At 58.2% G+C, this 22,242-nt stretch carries 20 protein-coding genes and 2 pseudogenes; 11 read left to right on the top strand and 11 right to left on the bottom strand.

What is annotated here, in order from left to right; all coding sequences use genetic code 11:
* Positions 1-6: 6 nt before the first annotated feature.
* Both VAPA_RS35605 and VAPA_RS35600 read left to right on the top strand, forming a co-directional pair.
* Positions 7-234, top strand: a pseudogene (locus tag VAPA_RS35605) (NAD-dependent epimerase/dehydratase family protein); the annotation flags it as partial.
* Positions 180-296 (top strand): annotated as a pseudogene (locus VAPA_RS35600) (NAD-dependent epimerase/dehydratase family protein); the annotation flags it as partial. The pseudogenes VAPA_RS35605 and VAPA_RS35600, both read left to right, overlap by 55 nt.
* Positions 297-446: 150 nt before the next feature.
* Here the strand turns inward: VAPA_RS35600 and VAPA_RS33850 are convergent.
* The 10 genes from VAPA_RS33850 to VAPA_RS10170 all read right to left on the bottom strand — a co-directional run bounded on the left by VAPA_RS33850 (position 447) and on the right by VAPA_RS10170 (position 11,375).
* Positions 447-1,007 carry a DapH/DapD/GlmU-related protein gene (locus tag VAPA_RS33850; RefSeq protein WP_080666852.1) on the bottom strand — a complete coding sequence of 187 codons (561 nt, stop codon included), beginning with the start codon at positions 1,005-1,007 and terminating at the stop codon, positions 447-449.
* 56 nt (positions 1,008-1,063) lie between these two features.
* Positions 1,064-2,014, bottom strand: a complete 951-nt coding sequence (locus tag VAPA_RS10190; protein ID WP_021006684.1) for a KpsF/GutQ family sugar-phosphate isomerase — start codon at positions 2,012-2,014, stop codon at positions 1,064-1,066.
* A gap of 104 nt (positions 2,015-2,118) precedes the next feature.
* Positions 2,119-2,964 carry a 3-deoxy-8-phosphooctulonate synthase gene (kdsA, locus tag VAPA_RS10185; RefSeq protein WP_021006683.1) on the bottom strand — a complete coding sequence of 282 codons (846 nt, stop codon included), beginning with the start codon at positions 2,962-2,964 and terminating at the stop codon, positions 2,119-2,121.
* A 51-nt stretch (positions 2,965-3,015) separates the two neighbouring features.
* Entirely contained in the window at positions 3,016-4,275 is a 1,260-nt protein-coding gene (locus VAPA_RS34430) for a hypothetical protein (RefSeq protein ID WP_155248064.1), read from the bottom strand.
* A gap of 11 nt (positions 4,276-4,286) precedes the next feature.
* Positions 4,287-5,558, bottom strand: a complete 1,272-nt coding sequence (locus VAPA_RS34425) for a lipopolysaccharide biosynthesis protein (RefSeq protein WP_021006681.1) — start codon at positions 5,556-5,558, stop codon at positions 4,287-4,289.
* Between the two features lie 6 nt (positions 5,559-5,564).
* Positions 5,565-6,863, bottom strand: coding sequence for a hypothetical protein (locus VAPA_RS10180; protein ID WP_155248063.1), 1,299 nt, complete (start codon positions 6,861-6,863; stop codon positions 5,565-5,567).
* A gap of 84 nt (positions 6,864-6,947) precedes the next feature.
* Positions 6,948-7,979 carry a CgeB family protein gene (locus tag VAPA_RS34420; protein ID WP_021006679.1) on the bottom strand — a complete coding sequence of 344 codons (1,032 nt, stop codon included), beginning with the start codon at positions 7,977-7,979 and terminating at the stop codon, positions 6,948-6,950.
* 92 nt (positions 7,980-8,071) lie between these two features.
* Positions 8,072-9,205 (bottom strand): NAD-dependent epimerase/dehydratase family protein, encoded by a 1,134-nt coding sequence (locus VAPA_RS10175; RefSeq protein WP_021006678.1) that lies wholly within the window; start codon positions 9,203-9,205, stop codon positions 8,072-8,074.
* Positions 9,206-9,254: 49 nt separating this feature from the next.
* Positions 9,255-9,962 (bottom strand): sugar transferase, encoded by a 708-nt coding sequence (locus VAPA_RS33845; RefSeq protein ID WP_021006677.1) that lies wholly within the window; start codon positions 9,960-9,962, stop codon positions 9,255-9,257.
* Positions 9,963-10,217: 255 nt separating this feature from the next.
* Entirely contained in the window at positions 10,218-11,375 is a 1,158-nt protein-coding gene (locus tag VAPA_RS10170; RefSeq protein WP_021006676.1) for a polysaccharide biosynthesis/export family protein, read from the bottom strand.
* A gap of 412 nt (positions 11,376-11,787) precedes the next feature.
* Between VAPA_RS10170 and VAPA_RS35595 the strand changes: the two genes are divergently transcribed.
* The 6 genes from VAPA_RS35595 (at position 11,788) to VAPA_RS10145 (ending at position 17,705) form a co-directional block, all read left to right on the top strand.
* Positions 11,788-11,886 (top strand): DUF3789 domain-containing protein, encoded by a 99-nt coding sequence (locus tag VAPA_RS35595; RefSeq protein ID WP_021006675.1) that lies wholly within the window; start codon positions 11,788-11,790, stop codon positions 11,884-11,886.
* Positions 11,887-12,470: 584 nt separating this feature from the next.
* Entirely contained in the window at positions 12,471-12,980 is a 510-nt protein-coding gene (locus VAPA_RS10165) for a Csu type fimbrial protein (RefSeq protein ID WP_021006674.1), read from the top strand.
* Positions 12,981-12,994: 14 nt separating this feature from the next.
* Positions 12,995-13,723 carry a fimbrial biogenesis chaperone gene (locus VAPA_RS10160; protein ID WP_021006673.1) on the top strand — a complete coding sequence of 243 codons (729 nt, stop codon included), beginning with the start codon at positions 12,995-12,997 and terminating at the stop codon, positions 13,721-13,723.
* 34 nt (positions 13,724-13,757) lie between these two features.
* Positions 13,758-16,082 carry a fimbria/pilus outer membrane usher protein gene (locus VAPA_RS10155; RefSeq protein WP_021006672.1) on the top strand — a complete coding sequence of 775 codons (2,325 nt, stop codon included), beginning with the start codon at positions 13,758-13,760 and terminating at the stop codon, positions 16,080-16,082.
* Positions 16,079-17,098, top strand: coding sequence for a Csu type fimbrial protein (locus tag VAPA_RS10150; RefSeq protein WP_021006671.1), 1,020 nt, complete (start codon positions 16,079-16,081; stop codon positions 17,096-17,098). The genes VAPA_RS10155 and VAPA_RS10150 overlap by 4 nt, the downstream gene beginning before the upstream one ends.
* A 133-nt stretch (positions 17,099-17,231) precedes the next feature.
* The gene (locus tag VAPA_RS10145) at positions 17,232-17,705 is read left to right on the top strand and encodes a hypothetical protein (protein ID WP_021006670.1); all 474 of its coding nucleotides are present in this window, start codon (positions 17,232-17,234) and stop codon (positions 17,703-17,705) included.
* A gap of 33 nt (positions 17,706-17,738) precedes the next feature.
* On the opposite strand, the gene VAPA_RS10140 is transcribed toward VAPA_RS10145, so the two are convergent.
* Positions 17,739-18,392 (bottom strand): hydrolase, encoded by a 654-nt coding sequence (locus tag VAPA_RS10140; protein WP_021006669.1) that lies wholly within the window; start codon positions 18,390-18,392, stop codon positions 17,739-17,741.
* 123 nt (positions 18,393-18,515) lie between these two features.
* On the opposite strand from VAPA_RS10140, the gene VAPA_RS10135 reads away from it, so the two are divergent.
* The 3 genes from VAPA_RS10135 to VAPA_RS10125 all read left to right on the top strand — a co-directional run bounded on the left by VAPA_RS10135 (position 18,516) and on the right by VAPA_RS10125 (position 22,164).
* Positions 18,516-19,412: a LysR family transcriptional regulator gene (locus tag VAPA_RS10135; protein ID WP_041946403.1), complete on the top strand. Its 897-nt coding sequence runs from the start codon at positions 18,516-18,518 to the stop codon at positions 19,410-19,412.
* A 73-nt stretch (positions 19,413-19,485) separates the two neighbouring features.
* Positions 19,486-21,057, top strand: a complete 1,572-nt coding sequence (locus tag VAPA_RS10130) for a PAS domain-containing protein (protein WP_021006667.1) — start codon at positions 19,486-19,488, stop codon at positions 21,055-21,057.
* A 252-nt stretch (positions 21,058-21,309) separates the two neighbouring features.
* A complete protein-coding gene (locus VAPA_RS10125; RefSeq protein WP_021006666.1) occupies positions 21,310-22,164 on the top strand; it encodes an alpha/beta fold hydrolase in 855 nt (284 codons plus the stop codon).
* Positions 22,165-22,242 lie beyond the last annotated feature (78 nt).

Genomic DNA, 22,242 nt, shown 5'->3' with positions numbered 1-22,242 from the left:
CAGAGCGTCGATTTCTGCGAGCGCTCGCTGGTCGGCGAATCGATACAGGCACCCGACGACGACGACCTCAACAACGTCAGCGGCACACTCAACCTGCGACAAGCGATGCAGCGCCATGGCGTCGATCGCGTCGTCTTTTCATCCACGGCCGCAGTGTCGGCCCACCGTCGGCCGAACGCATCAACGAAGACCATCCCAAGGCGCCTATCAACCCCTATGGTGCCGTCAAGTTGATGGTGGAGCGCATGCTGGCGGATGCCGCCCACGCGTATGGCCTGCGTTCCGTTTCGCTGCGCTATTTCAACGCGGCAGACGCAAGCCCCGACTGTGACATCGGTGAAGCACATGATCCGGAAACACGCCCAGTCACCGGACGAATGATTTTTCAGCGTGACTGCCAAAGATGCCGATCAAAACCCGTCGAGCTAAAGCCGGCCATCCAAAATCTATTTTTGAATCCTCTCCCAAGTTTTATTTTCCGGATTGTACATTTTAATAACTCGAGCGGGAACACCAACAATTACGGAATAATCAGGAAAAATTCCGCGTACCACAGCATTGGCACCAACGACACAGCCATTGCCCAAGATGGTCCCGGCTTGTATGCGAGCCCCCATACCAATATAGCAATTTTCCCCTATTCTTGTTTTCTTCCATATCATCGGCTGCCTGAGTACTGGAACGTCAACTTCCTCATGATGATGTTCAATATCCGTGACAGAAGAAAATCCCAGGATGAGCGTTCCCTTACCAATGCTAATTTCCCCCATGCTAGTGATGTGAAAATCCTGCTCAATGGCGACATCATCATGAATAAATATTTTTCCTTGACCATGGCATTCAGCCCGAAACCCAGGAAAAATTCTTACCTTTTTTCCCACGTAAATTCGACTCGGCTGCACTAAAAACTTTGGGGACCCAATGTAGCCCGGAAATTTGAAAGATCCAAATATCAATTTATAAAAGACTGCACGAATGGCCCAGGTAATTTTAAAAACGTATTGCATTGAATGCTTAATTATCGATAGCCCCGCAGGTCAATTTGGCTTTCGGGCAAAGTCAGCTACTTCTTGAAAACGCCAACCAGCGTCTCTTTGTCGAATACCAGCAGCGAAGAAATGCGGTGGCGTTCCATCAGCGCAATAGCATCTTCCACTCGCGTCTCCGCCGCCACACGCACCGGGCTGCGCGTCATCACATCAGATGCGCGACGATCGAAAACGTCTTTGCCATAGCGCGCGACCGCACGCCGCACGTCGCCATCGGTGATTACGGCCCACTCGCTGTCGACCTTGACGATGGCCAGTCCTAGGCTGGAACGTGTAATCGCACTGATGACATCCATGATCTGTGCGTCTTCGCCAATAATGGCCAGGTTCGCACTCGTCATTTCATGTCCGACGCGACTCAGCAGACGCCGCCCTAGCGAACCCCCAGGGTGAAAGCGGGCGAAATGTTCTGGCCTGAAATCACGCGCTTCCATCAGCGTCACCGCCAATGCATCGCCCATCGCCAACGTCGCCGTGGTCGAGGCAGTTGGCGCCAAGTGCAGCGGACAGGCCTCAGCCTTCACGCCCACATTCAAATGACAGTCGGCCGCGCGCGCCAACGTAGAGTTCGGATTGCCTGTGATCGCCACCAGGAAATTGCCGTTGTCCTTCAGGAAAGGCAGCAACTTGACCACCTCCTCGGTCTCCCCGGAAAAGGAGATGGCAAGAAAGGCATCCGCAGAAGTCACCATGCCCAGGTCGCCGTGGTACGCCTCACCAGGATGCATGAAAAAGCTGGGTGTGCCGGTGCTTGCCAGTGTGGCTGCGATCTTCTTTCCGATGATGCCCGACTTCCCCATGCCACAGACGATGGTGCGGCCGCTGGACTGCAGGATGTGCTCCACCACCAGAGAAAAATCACCATCGAGCTTGCCTGCGAGTTCGGCAACTGCCTCGGCCTCGACCTGGAAAACTCGCTTGGCAGAAGCGCGGTAGTCCATGGCGGATGTTGCGACTGTGTTCATTTTTCGCTCTTTCAAAGATAAGAAGGATTGCGGCACAACAGCAGCCGATCAAGATTTACCAGGCCCACCGATTCCGTGGCGCAAGCCCAGCGCGGCCCTCTCGATCAACGGATATCCAGCGGAGGAAAACTCTTCACCAAGTCGTCAATCGCCTTGACCTGGGTAAGAAACGGCTCCAGCGCCGCCAGCGGGAGCGCGCTGGGACCATCGCAACGGGCGCGATCCGGGTCTGGGTGAGCCTCCAGGAATAGCCCGGCGAGCCCCACCGCCATGCCAGCGCGAGCCAATTCCAGCACCTGATTGCGACGCCCTCCGGATGCCTCGCTGCCGGCATCTCGGCGTTGCAGGCTGTGGGTCACGTCGAAGATCGCCGGCAGCCCACCAGTGGAACTGATCATCTCGCGGAACCCGAGCATGTCCACCACCAGATTGTCGTAACCGAATTGCGCGCCCCGCTCGCACAGGATGATGCGCTCGTTGCCCGATTCGCGAATTTTGGTGACGATGTGCTTGAGCTGAGTGGGACTTAGAAACTGCGGCTTTTTGATGTTGACCGCGCGTCCGGTCTTTGCCACAGCAACCACTAAATCAGTCTGACGGGCCAGGAACGCGGGGATTTGCAGCACGTCTACGACCTCGGCCACAGTCGCCGCCTGCTCCACTTCGTGCACGTCCGTGATTACAGGAACGCCGAAGCGCTTCTTGACTTCCTCAAAAATCCGAAGGCCCTCATGCAGGCCCACGCCACGAAATGAGTGAATGGAGGAACGATTGGCCTTGTCGAACGAAGCCTTGAATACGTAGGGAATATCGAGCTTGGACACCACCTTCACGTAGTGCTCTGCAGCCACCAACGTCGAATCGAGATTCTCCAGCACATTGATGCCACCGAACAGAACGAACGGCAAATGATTACCGCTCATCACGCCATCTGCGATCGGAATTTTCATTAAATACCTCGATTAGGAATCAAAACACAGAACTTGAATGCAATTCCGCATTCACTCTATTCCTTCAAAAATCGCTTTTCGAATACGAGCCGCTTGATCACGATCATCGTTATACCATTGACCTATATTAAGAAAACGGCGCTGCGCGGCAATTGGCATCAATTGATCAGCCTTCACAGCCGCGACAATAGAGCAGGAGTCGGGATAACTTAAGCCGTCGACTTGAAAGGCTTGCGCCAAGCGCCCATCGTTCAATAAATAAATCGGTGCTCCGGCATATAAAACCTCAACGACCGCACCCGACATATGAGCCAGACTAAAATCGACATCAATCAAATAGGTTGCAATATCGAAATGTCCAATGCTTTGCAAGCCTCCATCCAAATGTTCTAGATATTCTTTAGGGCGACTCCACGGATGCAACCGAATCAAATATTGAAGTCCGAGCTCCTGCGCAATAAATTTAGCAGTCGCAATCAACTCAAGGTTAGATTCTTTAGCGCTGTCAGCATTCAGCATCACACCGAACACACCTTTAGAAATCTTCTTTGCCCTAGGCAAGGCGAGCCGACTCCAGTCCTTGACCCATCCGCTTACTATTAAGTTCTCCGGCGGAAATCCATAGCGAGAAAATTCGGCTTGCGTAGCTTTACCCCAACAGAGCATTCGCCGGCTAACAAAGTTTGAATAAGCTTCAGCATCAGAGCTCATATTTCGCTCATCTAAGACACGGTACTGTCCGTGCTGGTTGGTCACCGTAAACAATCCAGCAGTATTTCCCATTTGAGCCAAAAGATTTTCGGGCGCATGGGCGTCGCAGAAAGTAACCAAGCGATCCTGTCCTCGCAGCAGCGACCGAAACGAGTAAATAGCGGTAGTTCTGTATTTTGCAATGAGCAGTGCAGTTGCTACTTTTTGCAAAACTCCAACGCGATACCCTTTTACGCCTTGAAAAGATGACCAAAATCGCGTGAGCGTCTGCCAAGCCTGTACGATAGAAAATCGCTCTTCGCTTTCTGCGTAGGAGCAGTTCCTTCCTAGGATTTCACGCAGTTGATTCGGTATGTAGTCATAGTCGGCTCTCTTTTTATGACGGGCAGAATAGAAAAGCAGCACGCGGCATTTCGCTGTCTCATGCGTAATCACTCGCGTCGCGTAGAACAGAGAAAAGATTATCTTCTTTATCCAACCACCCAGAGAAGTATCATAAAGATATATCGCAACCACGTTCGCATAATTTACCTTCCCAAATACTGCAGTTCCACTAAATTTGAAATCTTTTATTTTTCTGTATTTTAAACTTGAGTTCACACCCCCCCCCCTCAAGCGACAGTGATATTACGCACCCGTACACCCAATATCAACGAGAGCGCCAAATAGCCAAGTACAAAAGAAACACAAGCCATTTCGATCGCAAAAAAATAACTTAAACAAAAAAACACAAGAACCCCAATGAAGTTTATTGCGCCCTGCGAAATCAATAGGAAATTTTCGTCTCGACACATACTTAGCACCACCGAAAAGAGTGAGGCAACTGAAAAAAGCACTTGACTAAATAGCAACACCACAAGTGTGGCATCCATATTTTTCTCTATTCGAGCGAACGCGAAAATCTGCTCGCGAAATAGCATGATGGCGATAGATGCCAGAATGCTGGCGCCAAGAATTGTAAAGAACGAAATCCTTATGATTCTTCGTAATTCATTGAATTTTCTTTCAGCATGCAGAACAGCGAAGCGTGAAGAGAATGTGAAGTTAATCGCCAACATTACCAAGCTGATAAGTGTTGAAATTTTCTGCGCCACCATGAAACCTTTGTAAAGCTCCGCGCCATAGACGGTTGGCACTACAAGCAAGGCGGTCCAGCCCAAAATTTGCTGCGCCAAAACTACTCCGCCGAGCTTGTTAGCTGCACGAGAATCTGCCCTCCGATCGGCAGCATCTAGACTATTAGTGCATCGCACTAATACTGATAAAGGTGATCTGTAAGTCGCAATAACGCTCAAGTACACAAAAAAAACAATGGCTGTGTACAGAAAAAAAAGCTGCTCCGCGTTGGCGCGCCAGCCCCCGGCCATCAGTAATAGCAATCCGAAAAGAGAGAAAAGGGGAACCACAATATTCAAGAGAAATGTGGCAAGGTTTGTACGTCCTTCTCCTTGGTAAGCACGAGCTGCACATGCAGAAAGTGCAATCAGCGCGGATGCAACCGAAAGGCCGAGAGCTTCAGTAAACGTGAATCCATAAAGCACTAAACTTATTTTCGGCTGCTGCAGCGCCAAAGACAGAATCAATGACAATCCTGTCCACGTGAGTACGCGTCGATGAGAAATAACAATTAAGTGCATTCTCAATGTGGAAACTTCGGAAGCGGAAGCAGAAGCTACGCGCCGGATGATGACTTCGTCCAACCCCCAGCGATAGCACACGGCCGCGATGACACTAATATTGAATAGCAGAAAAAAACGAGCTGCGTCTCTTGTCTCCAAGTAGCGAGAAACTAGAACAGTAAATAAGACTGCGACAGCCGCCCCCGCGCCGCGCAAAACGAGAGTATTTAATACCGCCGCGAGCCGTTGCAAATTCATCAGCACGGCACTTTAAGTAAGAGAGTTTCGCTCGATTCGCCTGAGAATTCGCAATTCCTTGTGCATCAAGTAAATCAAAAGAAACACAAAGACGATGCCATTGGCATAATACTCCCCCATCCGAAGAAGAATAATGATCAAACTCGACAGGCATGCGATGCTTATCGCAGCATAGTTTTCAGACCTGATGACTCGCCAGCTCCAATAGAAAAAAAGACAGATAAACAGCCAAGCCCCTACTCCAAGCTCTGCCGTTAGGCGACTCAACATCGACGTCGCAGAACCTCGACCCGGGAGTTCATCGCGGTATGTCGGCATTTCATAATTGTCAATGTATTTGTCAAATACGACGCTATACATCCCAAATCCCGCTCCTACTCCAAAATTATCTTCAATGGAGCGCTGGGCGATGGACGCATTTACCACCGCAGAGTAGGTACTAATGTTGATCCCATCATCTACGGTCAATTGAGTGTTAGCGAGCATGGAGACAGTATCGTTCCACCTCAACTGAAAGAATTCGGTTTCGGACAACTTGTATGCGCCGAACAGCGCAAATGGAATCGTAAAACTTAGAATCCAGAGTTTTTTTGGACTTAACCCAGTCAAGAACGAAATCACTACCGCTGCAAACAGGCCAAGATATCCGAGAGATGAAGTTGAAAATATCAGGGCGACGATGACTGCTGCTCCGCTCAGGCTCACCTTAAAGTGGCGAACGAAACTGGACATGTGATAAGCAGCGGCAGGAACCAACGCACATGCATAGAACGCCGGTTCAACACTCAGTCCAGCAACACCCAAATAAACCCCGTAGTCTTTGGCGCCTTCGGTGAATGGAAAAAATATGTCAACTTGGGCAACAACAAAAAATAGTTGCTGGGCGATACCCAGCCATGAAAAGAAAGCTGCAACCTGCAGGTACTTTTCAAAAAACGCACCGACCGACTTACCTGTTAATCGATATGCCGAGTAGTAATAAACAACAAAAAACATGAGTAACACGATTTTTGCGCTCGCAGAAATTACTCTTTCTACGAACATTCCATAACTCTCATACGTGAGCAGCACGCTGATCAGTGAGACGAGAAGAAGGAGAACAAATAAGAAAACAAAATCCTTGGTGACACCAAATGATCGGTTGAATATCACCATCGGAACATAAGTCGCCGCCATCACAAAATAGGCGAAAAACAGGATCCCGACGGGTGTCTCAACATACAGCCCAGAAATGAATGCAGTTGCAAACGAAATCCACAAAAGAATCGATTTATATCGCAATCTTGGCGCGGCGAATTTTATTGCTCGCATATTATTTTTCAGTTCGGGCCCGTGAAATATGGATGGATTTTATTGTCAACCAACTCATTGACCAGCAATATTAAAAAACAGGAACTAATCCACGAGTGTCGGCATCTGCTGCTCGGGGAGTTTCGCCCGAACCTTTGGCAAGTCACCAAAAATCTCATCCGCCCAGGCAGCTATCGAGTAGTAGGCAACGATAGCTTCGTCAACATCAATGCGCGGCGATCTTAGGAAATCTTTTGGTATTGCAGGATTTTTACGATCAATCGCCAAGACATTCTTTGGATCATAGAAACTCGCACCAAGAACACTGGGATTAGTCGTGATCAGTTTTCTTGCGGACCCGAGAATTTCCAGCGTCCTCATCGTGAAGCCAGTTTGAGCGGTTCGCTCGATATCTAGAACCGCGCCCGCTCTTGCCATAAGGCCAGATAACTCTTTGTGAGAAATTGGCTTGAATATAAAATCGTCCTTTTTGACACTCCAGAAACTCGGATCAAATACCCTTCTTGCCCAATATATGATTCGACTGGGGCAATAAAGTACTTTGTGAAAATTCACACCAGACCCCGTCAAAGATTCATCAATTTTCTTGACAATCTTATATCGATCGGTATGCGCGGTACCAACAAATAGCAAGTCGATATCGGGGGTGATCGGCCGACTGTTTTGATAGTCTCTAACAAAAAATAAAGGCCGATATTTCAGCCTTGAGTCATTTTTTACATCGACCGGATCAAAGCTCAGCGCCACGTCGAAGTGATCGACCTTCGCAAATGAAGAGGACGGCATATTTTTGTAGCCGTCCCAAAAATACAGTCTGAAAATGGCATCAGGAAATACCTTTCTCAAGTATTTTATCGATTCGACCGAAAGGGATTCACCCTTGATGACAAAAACTTCCCGGATATTCTTATCTCTATTCTCCTCGGCAATGCGCTTGAAATAGCGAAAAGCCATTTTCTCCGCAATGCCGGGAAGTAGTCTTGTTTTTACTTTCCCGAGAAAACTGGTCGAAGGCCTGTCTTCATACCAGAAGACATTTTCAAACTTCTTTTCCAGTTCGTTCTTTATGTGCTTGGCGTAGCCAAAGAAACTGGACGAAATGAAGAGGACGGACATATCTTGTGGCGCGGAGAATTAAGCGGAGCGATGGAAAGCCGGAGGATGAGACACCTTCTCCGACACGAGATCGCTCGTTGTTGGATGGAAACTCACTTCAGCAGCCCCTTGCTACGCATCTCGCTGACGGATCGCTCGTAGCCTGAATCGCTGACTTCCTGGGTTTGCACCCAGTCAGCAAACGCCTTCACACCATGGGCAAAGTCCACTGCTGGCACGAAGCCAAGGTCGGACTTAGCCCGAGTCAGATCGGCAAAGTTGTGGCGGATGTCGCCCACGCGAAAGTTGCCGGTAACTTTGATTTCGCCGTCGCTGCCGTAGTTGGCTCTCAGCGCCTGCGCGACGCTCAACACGTCGGTGGCCTGGCCGGTGCCAACGTTGTAGGCGGCGCCGCTCACATCGGCATCGATGGCGGCAAGAGTGGCGCTGACCACGTCGTCGATGTAGACGAAGTCGCGGGTTTCCTTGCCATCCTCGAAAATATTGATGTCTTTGCCCTGAAGGAGCAGAGTCGAGAAGATCGAGAGGATGCCGGTATACGGATTCTTCAGAGACTGGCCTGGCCCATACACGTTCTGATAGCGCAGTGCCACACTGGGGATACCGAGACTGGCACCACCAGTGAGTATCAATTGTTCTTGCACCTGCTTGGTGATGCCGTAGATGGAACTGGGATGGATCTTCGAATCTTCGTCGGTAGGAACGGCTACTGCGATGTCGCCGCTTTCCGGATCCCGGCAGTCAAAGATGCCATTGCTCAGATCGCCCGGATCGCGTGCGCCGGGATAGACGTAGCTGTTGCGGCCTTTGTACTTTCCCTCGCCATAGATCGCGCGGGAGGAAGCCACGACGAGCCGCCGGACGGTTTCACTACCGGCTTCTTTCTTGGCGAGGATGTCGAGTAGCAGCGACGTGCCGCGAATGTTGACATCCACGTAGCGATCGATCTCGTACATCGATTGCCCTGTGCCGGTTTCCGCTGCCAGGTGTATGACGACGTTTTGACCAGACAAAGCATTCGCCCAGTCTTCGCGACTTCGAACGTCTCCCTGAATCAAGCGCACCGAGGAAGGCAGACGCCGTACCAAGGCAGATGACTGCGGATCTTCACCGTGAATTTGAGGCGAAAGGTTGTCGAGTACGGTGACCTGATCGCCTCTGCTAACCAAGGCGATCGCCAATGCGCTGCCGATAAAGCCGGCACCGCCTGAAATCAAGATATTCATTCGATTCTCGTTAACAATATAGACGGAACAATTCAAGAGCAGTGCCAGCTTAATAGGAACCGCGTCTTGTGATTACCACAGCAAATGTTTTCGCGATGATCAGCAAATCCCCTGCCAGCGACCAATTGCGCGCATAGCCAACATCCAGTCTTACCCGTTCGTCGTAGCCAAGATCGTTCCGTCCGCCTACTTGCCAGGGACCAGTAATCCCCGGTTTAACGCTTGAGTAAAATATTGCAGCGCCGCCGTAATACTGCTCCAACTCTTTGGCAATCACCGGACGAGGACCAACGAGGCTCATTTCGCCACGAAGTACGTTCCAGAATTGCGGGAGTTCGTCCAAGCTGGTCTTGCGAATAATGCGTCCGAATTTGGTAATACGGGGATCATCTCTCAACTTGAAATCGCGCTCCCACTCGGCCTTGGCTTCGGGGTTTTCTTCTAGATGTCGATCTAAAATCTCGGCAGAATTTACCAACATAGATCGGAATTTAAGGCAGTTAAATTCCTTGCCTCCGCGACCGACGCGACGGTGGCTGTAGATGGCTGGAGAACCCGTTGTATAACGAACGCCCAGCCATAGAATCAAGTAAAGCCAGCTATGGATGACGATAAATATCACAGCGGCCACAATGTCTATCGTTCGCTTGATTACCTTTTCCCAAGCAGGATGCGTCGAGTGCCGCCTCTTCGGCCTGAGACCCGGATCAACAAAATTGGCTGCATACCCATTTACAGTTTCTTCGTTCTCGCTCATACATTGACCCCGTATATGTAAATTACGAACTACGCCGTCGCCGAAGTCGCTGCGAGCGTTTTCTGATGTGAGACCAAGACCACGATCAATTTCTGATGACGAACATCGAAATCAAAATTGCCTTGAGACGGTTTTTTTGGGCGCACAAATCCTCCTCGCTGCCAATCGCTGCGAATTTCACGATCAAGAGAATGAGAAAAGTTGCGCCGGCTGCGGGTGGGTTAAAGCGTGGCCGGTCACGCTATAGATCGGTACCTATCGGAATCGATCTCCCACTTCACTGCCCAAATTCACTACCTGAGCCGAAGGCAGAATCAAGCTGACCACACGGTTCCACTTCACGAGCGGCACCGGGTCGATATAGACCACGTCTTGCGGCTCCAGGCTGAACTGCCTGGCCAGCACCATTGCGGCTGGGTTCTTGGCGTCCAGGTGGAAGATTGCGGGCAAGCCGGTGGCACCCTGGCGAATCACGTAGATCTGGCCGGGGTTGGAGGTGGTAAGCACCGGGCCGCCTGCGTCGCCGAGCGCTTCGTTCAGGTTGAGGCGGCCGTTGCTGCGCACTGTCAGTGCCGATGGGCGGAGGATTTCGCCCATCACGTACACCTTGGCGTCTTCGCGGTGGCCGATGCGGATGGTGTCGCCGTTCCTCAGGGGAATGTCGTTGCCGTCGCGGCCGGCTTCGCGCAGGCGCGTGAGGTCGATGTCGATGGATTTGCCGTCGCGCACCAGGGTCACGGCCGCACGGTTGCCGTTGGCGGTAATGCCGCCGGCCCGGTTGATGGCCTCGGTCAGCGTCATGGGCACGTCGGTGAAGATCTGCGAGCCCGGCACGCGCACTTCGCCTTCTATATAGGCACGGCGGCTGCGGAAGGACTGGATGCGCACCGTTACTTCGGGCTCGCGCACCTGGGTGACGATGAGCTTGGAGATCAGGTCGCCCGCCTCGGCCTCGGTGAGGCCCGCAACCCTGACGCGACCAACATACGGAAAGGCGATTTCGCCCGACGAATCGACGATGAAGCCCGGTGCCACGCTCACACCGGTGGGGTCGGCCTGCTGCGAGATGACTGCGCCGGCATTGGGCAGCAGCTCGGGGTGGTCATACACGATGACGCCGACCACGTCTCCGGGGCCGATGGTGTAGCGCTGCGGCTTGCCGAACAGCGCCCGCACTTCCGGCGGCACGTTCTTGGGCCCGGCCTTGGCCAGGGTGCGCACAAGGGCTGGCGTGATGGGGGTGATCCGGTCCTCGGGTGCTGCGTCGGGCAGGTACTGGAACTTGGGCGGCAGGTCTTCAGCGACCTGGTACGGCTCCACAGTACCCATGCCCGGCACGACGGTGCAGCCCTGAAGCACGGCACCCAACACCACAGCGGCGGCCCATGCCGCCGCGTTTACTTCTCGTCTCAAAACTGACCCCCTCGTTTGTTTGCTTCAGCCCAGCCAGCCGACCCTTTCGAGGTCGCAGCCTGTTGCTGAATACCCTATCTCGTACCGATATTTTATCTTTTGTTGCTAAACGTTTGTATTCAACTAGTGACGCGGATCACTTTTTCAGAGGTATCTAACGTGTTTTACCTTTTGCAACCCATCTTCTCCAGGAAATGTGATGGATGTCCTTGTCAGGACACATAGATATTTTGGAAACAGTTGCGCGAGGTTGAGGGAAGAAGCGAGCAGCTTGTCATCACTCGTATTGGGGAGGCGGCCCATTTTTTTGTAATACCCAGGGGATGGACATCAGCGATCAGCAGATGGTCAGGTGCGACATATCCAATGCTCCAAAAAGAGCCTTTCGGGAGGGCATTTGTTGTTTACCCCCATGTACACCTTCGCAATTGACATCGGAATCTTCGTAGCTGGCGCCTTCCTGGGTGTCCTGGTCATGTGTCTGCTCCAGGTTTCGCGGTCTGACGACTGACGCCGGCAGCCCTGCCTCACGGAGCTTGGGCAAGCGACCGTTGTTGCCACGCGTCACTGCGGGACGGTCCTCGTGACGGTGCGTTTAAACGCCTTGAGGCCTTTTTCCCTACGGAAATCCGTGATGGAGTTGGCAAAACCGCTTTAAAAATGCAATCAGCGGTCTGTGACAGCCAGTACTTCACGATACATTTTGTAAGTCAGAAGCGACCGCTGATCCAGCATAACGAGCGCCGGCAGTCCCAACGGACTGCCGTTCCTTGTTGTTGATTGCTTCTGGACGCCCGCCTCCATGCGAGGTCTCGCAGCCAGAAGGAATCCGGCAGGTCCCGGTGCCCTCGGCCCCTCTGTAGGGCCCGCCTTCCAGCCATTTCTCAGCCCGTGCCTGGCGGATGGGTTACCCACGAGCAAGTACCCAAGCGTGCAACCACAGCGCGACGGCTTGAAGCGCGCCGGTTGACTTTTGGAAACTAAAGTATCAATAATTGATAGTTGAGAACTATTTTGTTACTTAGCCGGAGCGAGCTCGGCGTTCTTCAACCCCCGTCTTTCCAAAATCTTTCCTCTACCCAGTTGGCATTCATCATGAAAAAAATCTCCCTCATCGCTGCAGCGATCCTTGCCGTTACCGCCACCAGCGCTGTCCTGGCAGCAACGAGCCCGGCCACTGCCACGTTCCAGGTTCTGATCACTGTCAACAAGGCCTGTTCGGTTGTCGCGGGTACCGCATCCAACATCGATTTCGGCGCGGTCGACTCCTCCGCCACCAGCCTGTCCGCCAGCAGCAACATCAGCGTGACCTGCTCCAAGACGACGCCCTACAACGTGGGCCTGCTGCCCTCGAACAGCGACACCACGGGCGCCGGTGAGATGAGCCCCGCCAGCGGTACGGACAGGGTCGCCTACCAGCTGCGTTCGGTGAGCGCTACCGGCCCGGTCTGGGGCAGCACCGCCACGGCCACCGACGTGGGCAACGGCGTGGCCGGCACGGGCACTGGCGTGGCGCAGACGATTCCGGTGTTTGCCACGGTTGCCGACGCCAACGTGACGCCTGGCGCCTACGCCGACACGGTGACGGTCCAGGTCAACTACTGATCGATCGATTGCCCATGCACCATCTGCTTCGCTATACCGCTGTCCTCGCGCTTGCCTTCGCGCATGCGCTCGCATCGGCAAGTGGATTGCAGGTGTCTCCGGTCACGCTGACGCTGCAGGCCACGCAGAACGCGGAAGGCCTTTGGCTCAGCAACACCGGCGACACCGTGGTGCACGCGCAGGTGCGGGTCTATCAGTGGACGCAGGAGAACGGCACCGAAAAGCTGACGCCCTCGCGCGAACTGCTCGTCAGTCCGCCGATGGTGCAGCTGGCCGCCTCCGACCGGCAGCTGATTCGCGTGATTCGCTCGGGCGTTCCTGCCGGCACTGTCGAAGGCTCGTACCGGGTGATCATCGACGAGCTGCCGGTGGAGGTGAAGGAGAAGAAGGGCCTGCAGCTGGTGCTGCGCTATTCGGTGCCGATCTTCATCGCTGCCGCGGGCGCACAGTCGCCTGCGCCCCAGCTCGCATGGTCGCTGCGCCGGGAAGACGGCAAGGCGCTGCTCGAGGTGGCGAACAACGGCGGCATGCATGCGCAGCTGGCCGATCTGGAATTTGTCGACACGGTCGGCCGCCGCACGCCGGTGCATGCCGGCCTGATGGGCTACGTGTTGCCGGGCGCGCGCATGCGCTGGCCACTGAAGACTTCCGCGGAGGCCTTTGCCCTCGGCGGCACCCTGGAAACGAAGATCAATGGCAACGCGACGCAGGAAAACATCCCGCCGCTCCCACGCGCCCGCTGAGCGCCTGCTGCCACTGCTGCTTCTTTCCGGTCTGATGTCTTTCGCCGCTCAGGCGGAGAATGCTGCAGCCGGCGCAAGCGCACTGGTGGCCGCGTCCACGGAAGGCGATCTCGCCGGCCCCAGCGGCAGCGACCTCTATCTTGAATTGAGCCTCAACGGCAATCCGCGGGGCCTGGTGCACTTTGGCCTGCGCGGGCAAGAGCTGTGGGCCAGCGCGGCCACGCTGCGGCAGCTGGGCTTTGTGCTGCCGGCGGGCGTGTCGGATCCGGTGCGGCTCAAGAGCCTTCCGGGGGTACAGGTGAAGTACGACGCGGCGGTGCAGAGCGTCGCCATCCATGCCTCGGCCGATGTGCTGCGCCTGCCCACGACGGTGGTCGACACGTCGACAACCATCGTGCCAAAGGCCAGCGCTTCGCCCGGCTTGCTGCTCAATTACGACCTGTATGGCACGCAGGGGCGCGGCAATTCGTCGAGCCTCAATGCGCTCACCGAACTGCGTGCGTTCAGCGGGAGCTCGGTGCTCACCAACACGCTGATGTCGCGCGCGACCCGCACCGATGGCGAGGGCTGGCAGCACGACTCGGTCCGGCTCGACACCACCTGGAGCAAGTCGTTTCCTGACGACATGCTGACCCTTCGCGTGGGCGACACCACCACGGCCTCGCTGCCATGGTCGCGCTCCACGCGAATCGGCGGCATCCAGCTTTCGCGCAATTTTGCGCTGCAGCCCTATCGCACGACCACCCCGCTGCCGGCCTTCATGGGGTCGGCCACGCTGCCTTCGCAGGTGGAGCTGTACATCAACGGCTTGCGCCAGTACACGGGCCAGGTGCCGGCGGGGCCGTTCCAGCTGAAGACGGTGCCAAGCATCAATGGCGCGGGCAATGCGCAGGTGGTGCTGACCGATGCCTTCGGGCGCGCGACGACGCTCGATTTTTCGCTGTACGACACGCAGCGGCTGCTGGAGGCGGGCCTGTCGGACTGGTCGGTGGACCTGGGCATGGTGCGCAAGAGCTACGGCCTGCGCTCGTTCGACTACGGCAACGAACCCGCCGCCACCGGCACCTGGCGCTACGGCGTGAGCAACAGCTTCACGCTGGAAGCGCACGGAGAGGCCACCAAGGGGCTGGTCAAGGGCGGCGTTGGCGGTGCCTTGCTGCTCAGCCAGAGCGGCGTGCTGACGGGCGCCATGGCGCAGAGCAGCTATGGCGCCGAGCGGGGCTCGTTGGTCAACCTGGGGTACAGCTGGCGCGACAACCGGTTCAATTTCACGGTCGAAGGCACCCGCACGCGCGGCGACTACCGCGACGTGGCCTCGCTGTACGGCAGCGCGCCGCCACGCGGCTCGGGCCGCGCATCGATCGGCTACACCACCGGCGGCTTCGGCAGCTTTGGCCTGAGCTACCTTTACCTGCGCTATCCGGCGCAAGAGGCAACGCGCCTGATCAGCGCCTACTGGTTCAAGGCGCTGGGACGCAGCGCCTCGGTGAACGTGAGCCTCAACCAGAACCTGGACAACCGGCGGGAGCGCAGCCTTTTCGTGGGCTTCACCTGGGCGCTGGACGGCAAGGTCACCGCCAGCACCGGGGCCCAGCGCGATGGCGACCGCACCACCTTCTCGGCCGACGCGCAGAGCTCGACGCCGAGCGAAGGCGGCATCGGCTGGCGCGCCGGCCTGCGTCAGGGCGGCGGCCAGAACGGCGGACAGGCCGAGCTCGACTACCTGGGCCGCTACGGCCGCGCGATGGCCGGCATCAGCATGATCGGCGACAGCCGCTACGCCTACGCCGGCGCCACGGGTTCGGTCGCGTTCATGGGCGGCCAGCCGTTTGCGGCCCGGCGCATCGACGATGCCTTTGCGGTGGTTTCCACCGATGGCATCGCCGGCGTGCCGGTGAGGCTGGAGAACCGGGACATCGGCACCACGGACGGCAACGGCATGCTGCTGGTGGCGCCGCTGCGCGCCTACCAGAACAACCAGCTGTCGATCGACCCGATGCAGCTGCCAGCCGACGTGCGGATCGAGCGCGTGAAGACGGTGGCCACCCCCAGCGACCGCGCCGGCACGATGGTGCGCTTTGGCATCACGCCGATCAATGCGGCGGCGCTGCTGCTGGTGGACGAATCGGGCAAGCCGCTGCCGCTGGGCAGCCGGGTGCGCGTGAACGGCGGCACCGGCGAGCCGGCGCTGGTGGGCTTTGACGGCGCCGTGTACCTGGAGTCGCTGGAGGCGCGCAACACGCTCGAGGTGCAGACGCCCGGCGGCCGCTGCCGGGCCAGCTTCGACTATCGCAAGGACGGCGCGGGGATTCCGCAGATCGGGCCGCTGCGCTGCATCAGGGAGGGGAAGACGCCATGAGCTTTTCTTTGAGCCGCACCTTGCAGGCGCTGCGCCTGCCGCTGTTTTGCGCGCTGCTGTGGTGGCTGCCGGTGGGAAGCGCGCAGGCGGCGGTCAGTTGCAACGCGACAATGACGGCCCTGAATTTCGGCACGGTGGAACTGGTCGACGGGAGCACGCCGCCATCCGTGAACGCCACGCTGACCTACACCTGCAACAACACCGGCAACAGCACCGAGTCCCTCAGGGTCTGCTTCAACATTGGCGACGGCGACCAGAGCCTTGGGAGCTTCGACCCGCGGCTCATGAAGCTCACCACAGGCAACAACACCTTGAAGTTCCGGCTCTTCCAGGGGACGAGCGGCACGGTCTGGGGTTCGAACGGCAACGCGGCGGTGCCGAATCCCTTCACCGACACGATGAGCATTGCTCGCCGATCCAGCATAACGAGAACCACCACCATGCGCGGGGAACTGCTTGCCCTGCAAGGCACGGCACCTCCGGGTCAGTACACGGACAACTTCGGCGGCATTCACACCTCGATCACGCTGTCGTCGAACCAGGGCTCCACCGCGCCATCGACGTGCAACGGCTCGTCGTCGGGCAACTTTCCCTTCGTGGTCAACGCGACCGTCGCCAAGAGCTGCCTGGTCACGGCCGATCCGCTGAACTTCGGCGGCATCGACGGCCTGCCGGGCATGGGCAACAGAGACCAGACGAGCACGATCAACGTCACCTGCGCGGCGTCGACCGTCTACAAGGTCGGGCTGTCGCCATCCAATGGCTCGACGATCGGTGCCGGGGTGTTGGCGCCGACGGGGGGCGTGCCGGGCAACACCGACACGGTGCCCTACCGGCTCTACCGCGATGCCAACCGCTCGCTCCCGTGGGGCAACGTCGTGGACACCAATACCGTCACGGCCACCGGCAACGGCACGGCCCAGGCGCTGACCGTGTATGGCCGGGTCCTTGGCAGCAGCGTGAACGTGCGGCCGGACAGCTACCTGGACACCGTGACGGTCACCGTGACCTACTGACCCGCCAGGGCCAGCGGGCGGACGCCGCCAAAAAAAGCGCGGGCGGCCTTAATTTTCCGGCTACTCTGCCGATAACCCAGGTTGGGGCATCGATGCGATGCCCTCCACCGAGGTTGCGACGAGAGGAGGTCCCATGTCCGGAAACATGTCCCGTGCAGGTTCTGCCGGCCTGCTGCTTCCATCGCGTGCGGCACGCGCGGCGGCCGCCGTCGGCATGCTGCTGCTGTTGCCGCTGCGGCTCGGCTCTGCGGAGCCGATGCATGGCATGGGCAGCTCCACGGCCAGGTTCAACGTGACGATGATCGTTCTTCCGACCTTCAAGGTGCTCCAGGTCACGCCGGTGAATGGCGGACATGAATACCGCGTCTGGACCAACATGAAGTCGGTGCTCATCAAGGGCCGCGAGTACCGGTTCGACAAGATCGGTGAAACCGCCTTCACCGTGGCCGGCACCACCGCCGACGGCCTCGACACCCTCGACCCCACCTGGCGCAGTGCCATCGGCGCCATGGCCGCCATCACGGCCCGCACCGCGCCACGAACGGCCGGTGCTGCTGCTGCAGATGGCGACGGGAGCAATTCGATGAGGGTGACGGTGATTTACTGAGGGGCGATGGGGGGTCGCGAGCGCCCCCTCAGATCATCCTGCGTTGCGAGGCACAGGCGTGTTGAGCAGCTGCTGCTCCCAGAGATACGCGATGCCGCTGCCGGCGAAGTGCTGGATGAGAATCTCGGTCAGCTCCTCGACGTGCTCGGTGCGCGCCCAATCGCGTTGCCATTCGCCAGCGAGCGCCATCACAGTCATCACGTTCGCGCCGGCCGCGATCATTCGCTGGATGGCAACTTCGTGAGACTCCTTCGAAATCCCGCCCGACGCGTCGGTGATCACGGTCACGTCCCAGCCTTCGCCGGCGGCCTGGATGACAGGCATTGCAACGCAGACCTCGGTCCACAGGCCGGCGATGATCAGCTGCTTGCGGCCAGTCGCCTTGACGACGCTCACCACATTCTCGTCCTGCCAGGTGTTCACCCAGGTGCGATCGATGACTTCCTGGTCCGGAAATACGTCGGTGATCTGCTTGAAGAGAAGTCCACCGCGCGCCGCGATCACGCTGGTGAGAATGGTCGGAACATTGAAGGTTTTTGCCAGCTTCGCCAGGGCGGTCGTGTTGTTCACCACGGCCTGCGGGTCGTGGCTGTTCAGATTGGCAAGCTGGTAGGGCTGGTGGTCGATAAGAACGAGTACCGAATCTTCGGGACGAAGAAGCGAAGCCAGGCCGTTGCGAAAAGTCATTGATGGATCCTTTGTTTCGGTTGTGAACGGGACGTTGCCCCGAAGCAGGATTGTGTTGTTCCTCCTTTTGATCCGGTAGTACCATTTCGCGGCGAGCTGTGTCGCGGAATGGGGAACACCAAATTGGACATCGAAGAGCTGCAGACATTCGTGGAAGTTGCCGATGCCGGAGGGGTTTCGTCTGCTGCGCTGCGGCTCGGCGTGTCCAAGTCGATCGTCAGCCGTCGCCTCTTCCGGCTTGAAGCGGAGCTCGGTGTCCAGCTGCTTGCGCGGTCCACCCGAGGGGCTGCGCTCACCGAAGCCGGGGCCACGTTCCGGGACCATGCAGCCAGGGTTTGCGCCGAGATCGAGGTGGCCAGGGAAACGATCCTGCCCGCCGGTGACCTTCGCGGCCGCTTGCGCGTTGCTGCGCCGTTTTCCTTGGGCCCGACTCACTTCGCTCCCATGCTCGCGGAAATGGCACGGCGCCACCCCGGGCTTCACATCCAGACCTGCTACAGCGATCGCTTCGTCGATCTCATCGCGGAGGGTTACGACTGTGCGATACGGGTTGGCTACCTCCAGGACTCCAACTTGATCGCAAGGCGCATCGGCCCGGTCCATGGGAAGCTCGTCGCGAGTCCGGACTATGTCAAGGCGCATGGGTCGCCCGAGACACCGGAGGAGCTTGCCGGCCATCAGGCCCTCATGCAGGGAACCGAAGCCTGGCAACTCACGGATGGCGACAAGATCATCACGGTTCGTCCGCAGGGGCGCTTCAAGGCCGACAACGGCACAGCTTTAGTCGCCGCTGCGACGGCAGGACTCGGGATCGCCTACCTGCCCGATTGGCTCACCCATGAACATGTGGCCTCCGGGGCACTCGTGCCGGTCATGACACGTCATCCACCACCCCCGGCAGGTGCATATGTCGTCCGGCCGCCGGGCCAGCATCCCGCACGGAAGATACGGGTCCTCACCGAACTCCTGATCGAGTATTGCGACCGGTCTCCGCATCCTGTGGGGGCTGCCGCGGTTTGAGGGGGTGCGTCGGGCGAACAGTGCCTGCCCGCAGCAGGGGATATAAAGCACTTTTGGGAACCTGCACATCGCCATGCAAAGCCAGCCCGCCTCCGCAGCAAGCGCAAACCTCCTGGAGGACACGGCACCGATCGTCGAGCAGTTGCCCGTCGGAATTTTTCGCAAGGACGCCGAGGGGCGCTTCACCTTCGTCAATGCCCGGTTCTGTCAACTCAAGGACCTGCCTGCAGAACGGATTCTGGGCCGGACGCCTGCAGAGATCGCCTCCGACGAGGCGCGTTCGCTGCAGGTGATCGAGTCCGCAGTGCTGGGGCCCGATGGAACGGTCATCGGCAGCCAGGGGATCTTGCTCGAGGTGCCCGAGCGCAACCCGGAGGACGAAATGCTGGCCAACGAGCGTGAGCTGCTCCGCGCGCTGCTGGACAACTCTCCGGACCATATCTACTTCAAGGACGCGCAGTCCCGTTTCATCAAGACCAGCACGGCCCAGGCCCTGGAGTTCGGAATGGCCACGCCCGAAGGGCTGGTGGGAAAGTCGGATTTCGACGTCTTTTCCGAAGACCACGCGCGCCCGGCGTTCGAGGACGAGCAGGAAATCATCCGCACGGGTTTGCCGATGATCGGCAAGGTCGAAAGAGAAACCTGGATCGACGGGCGGCCCGACACCTGGGCCTTGACGACAAAGATGCCTCTGCGAAACCGTGCAGGCCAGATTGTCGGAACCTTCGGCATCACCAAGAACATCTCCGATCTGAAGGAGGCCGAGCGCCAGATTGCCGAGGTGCACAAGCAGTTGGTCGAGGCCTCGCACCTGGCCGGCATGGCCAGGATCGCCACCAATGTGCTGCACAACGTCGGCAATGTGCTCAACAGCGTGAACGTGTCTGCGGCGCTCGTTCTTTCGCGCGTTCGCGCCTCCAAGGTCCCGGGGCTGGCGCGGGCCGTCCAGCTGATGGAAGACCACGCGGACGATCTGGGTGCGTTCCTCGCTTCGGACCCCAAGGGCAAGGTGCTGCCCGGCTATTTGCGCCAATTGGCTTCCGCGCTGGTGGCGGAGCAGAACGACGCCATCGAGGAACTGGCGGCGCTGGGCAAGAACGTGGAACACATCAAGGAGATCATCGCCGCGCAGCAGGCCTACGCCGGAGCGTCCAGGCTCCTGGAGAAGGTGCAGATCCGCAAACTGGTGGACGATGCATTGCGCATCAACGCAGAGGCGTTGGCGCGGCGCCGGATGGTGGTGGAAAAGGAGATTGCGCCTGTGCCCGAGTTGCTGCTCGACCAGGGGCGGATACTGCAGATCCTGGTGAACCTGATCAGCAACGCCGAACAGGCCATGGAAGGCGTGGCCGACCGCGAGCCCAGGCTCACCTTGCGGGTGGAGCTGATGCCAGGCCAGCGGCTGCGCATCTGCGTTGCGGACAACGGCGTGGGCATTGCGACGCAAACCCTGCCCCAGGTGTTCGTGCACGGGTTCACCACGAAAAAGACCGGCCACGGATTCGGCCTGCACAGCGCCGTGATCGCCGCGCATGAAATGGGCGGAACCCTCACGGCCCACAGCGACGGGCCAGGCACCGGAGCGGCATTCACGCTGGAGCTCCCGGTTGGAACAGAAGGCGCAGAAACGCTCGGCGCAGGTTGAATTCCGGCATGCCTCGGCGCATCCGTCCTTGCCGGCGTGCCCGGCGTTTCCGTTGCGCAGGACAAGACGCTGCGCGTGCTCGTGAGTTTTGCGGCCGGCGGTGCCGCAGACACGGTCGCGCGCCGTGGGCGAAGGCCTGCGCGAGAGCGGCTACACCGCGATCGTCGACAACAAGGCCGGATAGGCAAAAGACATAGCTGATATAGGCGCTTGTTGCTTATCGCCGCGCGGACGCAGCACCAGACTTCGGGCATGACCCAAGCAACGACAGAGACAAGCGCCGCATCACGCCTCCTGGTGCGCTACCGCCCGCCGCTCGCAGACGCCGACGTGCAGATCGAGTACGCCGACCAGGGCTCGGGCCCTGTGGTCTGCATTCTTGCCTCGCTGGCGCGCTCCGGCAGGGACTACGACGAGGTCGCCGGGCTGCTGCAGCTCCACGGCTTCCGCGTGATCCGCCCCGAGCCGCGCGGCATGGGCCGCAGCGAAGGCCCCATGCACGGGCTGAGCATGCACGACTTCGCGGCCGACGTGGCCGCCGTGCTCGATCACGAGAAGACGGGGCCCGTCGTCGTCGTTGGCCATGCCTGGGGCAGCCAGCCCGCGCGCATGCTCGCGGCAGACCGCCCCGACCTGGTGTGCGGCGTCGTGATGGCGGCGGCCTCCGCCGGCAAGCTGCCGCCCGGATCGACCGAGAAGCCCTACAGCCGCCTGCGCGAGGCGATCGACGGCGCGGGCGACATGAACCTGCCCGAGGACCAGCGCCTCGACTGCCTGCAGCGCGCCTTCTTCGCACCGGGCCACGACGCGCGCGTGTGGCTCGACGGCTGGAGTGCGGCCACGCACAAGGCGCAAAGCCATGCACGCATCAACACCCCGGTGGACGACTACTTCTCGGCAGGCACGCAGGTGCCCATCCTGGACCTCCAGGCCGAGCACGACGCCGTGGTGGTCCCGAACGTCATGCAGCCCTACCTGGGAGCGCGCGTGACTGTGCAGGTGATTCGCGACGCGGGCCATGCGATGGCACCCGAGCAGCCGCGCGCCATGTCGCTTGCCATCGGCGCGTTCGCGCACCGCGTGTATCTCGCCCGGGCCGCGGCATAGAACCGCGGGCCCGCAGGCCCCATCGCCACGGCACGCCGCACCGCCGGGAGAACCGGCGGGCAGGCACTCGATTTTCCA

This window comes from Variovorax paradoxus B4 (assembly GCF_000463015.1).
Taxonomy (GTDB): domain Bacteria; phylum Pseudomonadota; class Gammaproteobacteria; order Burkholderiales; family Burkholderiaceae_C; genus Variovorax; species Variovorax paradoxus_E.
Note: the sequence above shows the minus strand (reverse complement) of the source record. Positions and strands in the feature narration are given on the sequence as shown.

Excerpts from the sequence above, each read along its gene's own strand:
- VAPA_RS10175 (WP_021006678.1), bottom strand. The coding sequence starts at position 9,205 with ATGAATATCTTGATTTCAGGCGGTGCCGGCTTTATCGGCAGCGCATTG.
- VAPA_RS10190 (WP_021006684.1), bottom strand. The coding sequence starts at position 2,014 with ATGAACACAGTCGCAACATCCGCCATGGACTACCGCGCTTCTGCCAAG.
- VAPA_RS10155 (WP_021006672.1), top strand. The coding sequence starts at position 13,758 with ATGTCTTTCGCCGCTCAGGCGGAGAATGCTGCAGCCGGCGCAAGCGCA.
- VAPA_RS10180 (WP_155248063.1), bottom strand. The coding sequence starts at position 6,863 with ATGCGAGCAATAAAATTCGCCGCGCCAAGATTGCGATATAAATCGATT.
- VAPA_RS10150 (WP_021006671.1), top strand. The coding sequence starts at position 16,079 with ATGAGCTTTTCTTTGAGCCGCACCTTGCAGGCGCTGCGCCTGCCGCTG.
- VAPA_RS10130 (WP_021006667.1), top strand. The coding sequence starts at position 19,486 with ATGCAAAGCCAGCCCGCCTCCGCAGCAAGCGCAAACCTCCTGGAGGAC.
- VAPA_RS10140 (WP_021006669.1), bottom strand. The coding sequence starts at position 18,392 with ATGACTTTTCGCAACGGCCTGGCTTCGCTTCTTCGTCCCGAAGATTCG.
- VAPA_RS34420 (WP_021006679.1), bottom strand. The coding sequence starts at position 7,979 with ATGTCCGTCCTCTTCATTTCGTCCAGTTTCTTTGGCTACGCCAAGCAC.
- kdsA (WP_021006683.1), bottom strand. The coding sequence starts at position 2,964 with ATGAAAATTCCGATCGCAGATGGCGTGATGAGCGGTAATCATTTGCCG.
- VAPA_RS10145 (WP_021006670.1), top strand. The coding sequence starts at position 17,232 with ATGTCCGGAAACATGTCCCGTGCAGGTTCTGCCGGCCTGCTGCTTCCA.
- VAPA_RS33850 (WP_080666852.1), bottom strand. The coding sequence starts at position 1,007 with ATGCAATACGTTTTTAAAATTACCTGGGCCATTCGTGCAGTCTTTTAT.
- VAPA_RS33845 (WP_021006677.1), bottom strand. The coding sequence starts at position 9,962 with ATGAGCGAGAACGAAGAAACTGTAAATGGGTATGCAGCCAATTTTGTT.
- VAPA_RS10125 (WP_021006666.1), top strand. The coding sequence starts at position 21,310 with ATGACCCAAGCAACGACAGAGACAAGCGCCGCATCACGCCTCCTGGTG.
- VAPA_RS10160 (WP_021006673.1), top strand. The coding sequence starts at position 12,995 with ATGCACCATCTGCTTCGCTATACCGCTGTCCTCGCGCTTGCCTTCGCG.
- VAPA_RS10165 (WP_021006674.1), top strand. The coding sequence starts at position 12,471 with ATGAAAAAAATCTCCCTCATCGCTGCAGCGATCCTTGCCGTTACCGCC.
- VAPA_RS35595 (WP_021006675.1), top strand. The coding sequence starts at position 11,788 with ATGTACACCTTCGCAATTGACATCGGAATCTTCGTAGCTGGCGCCTTC.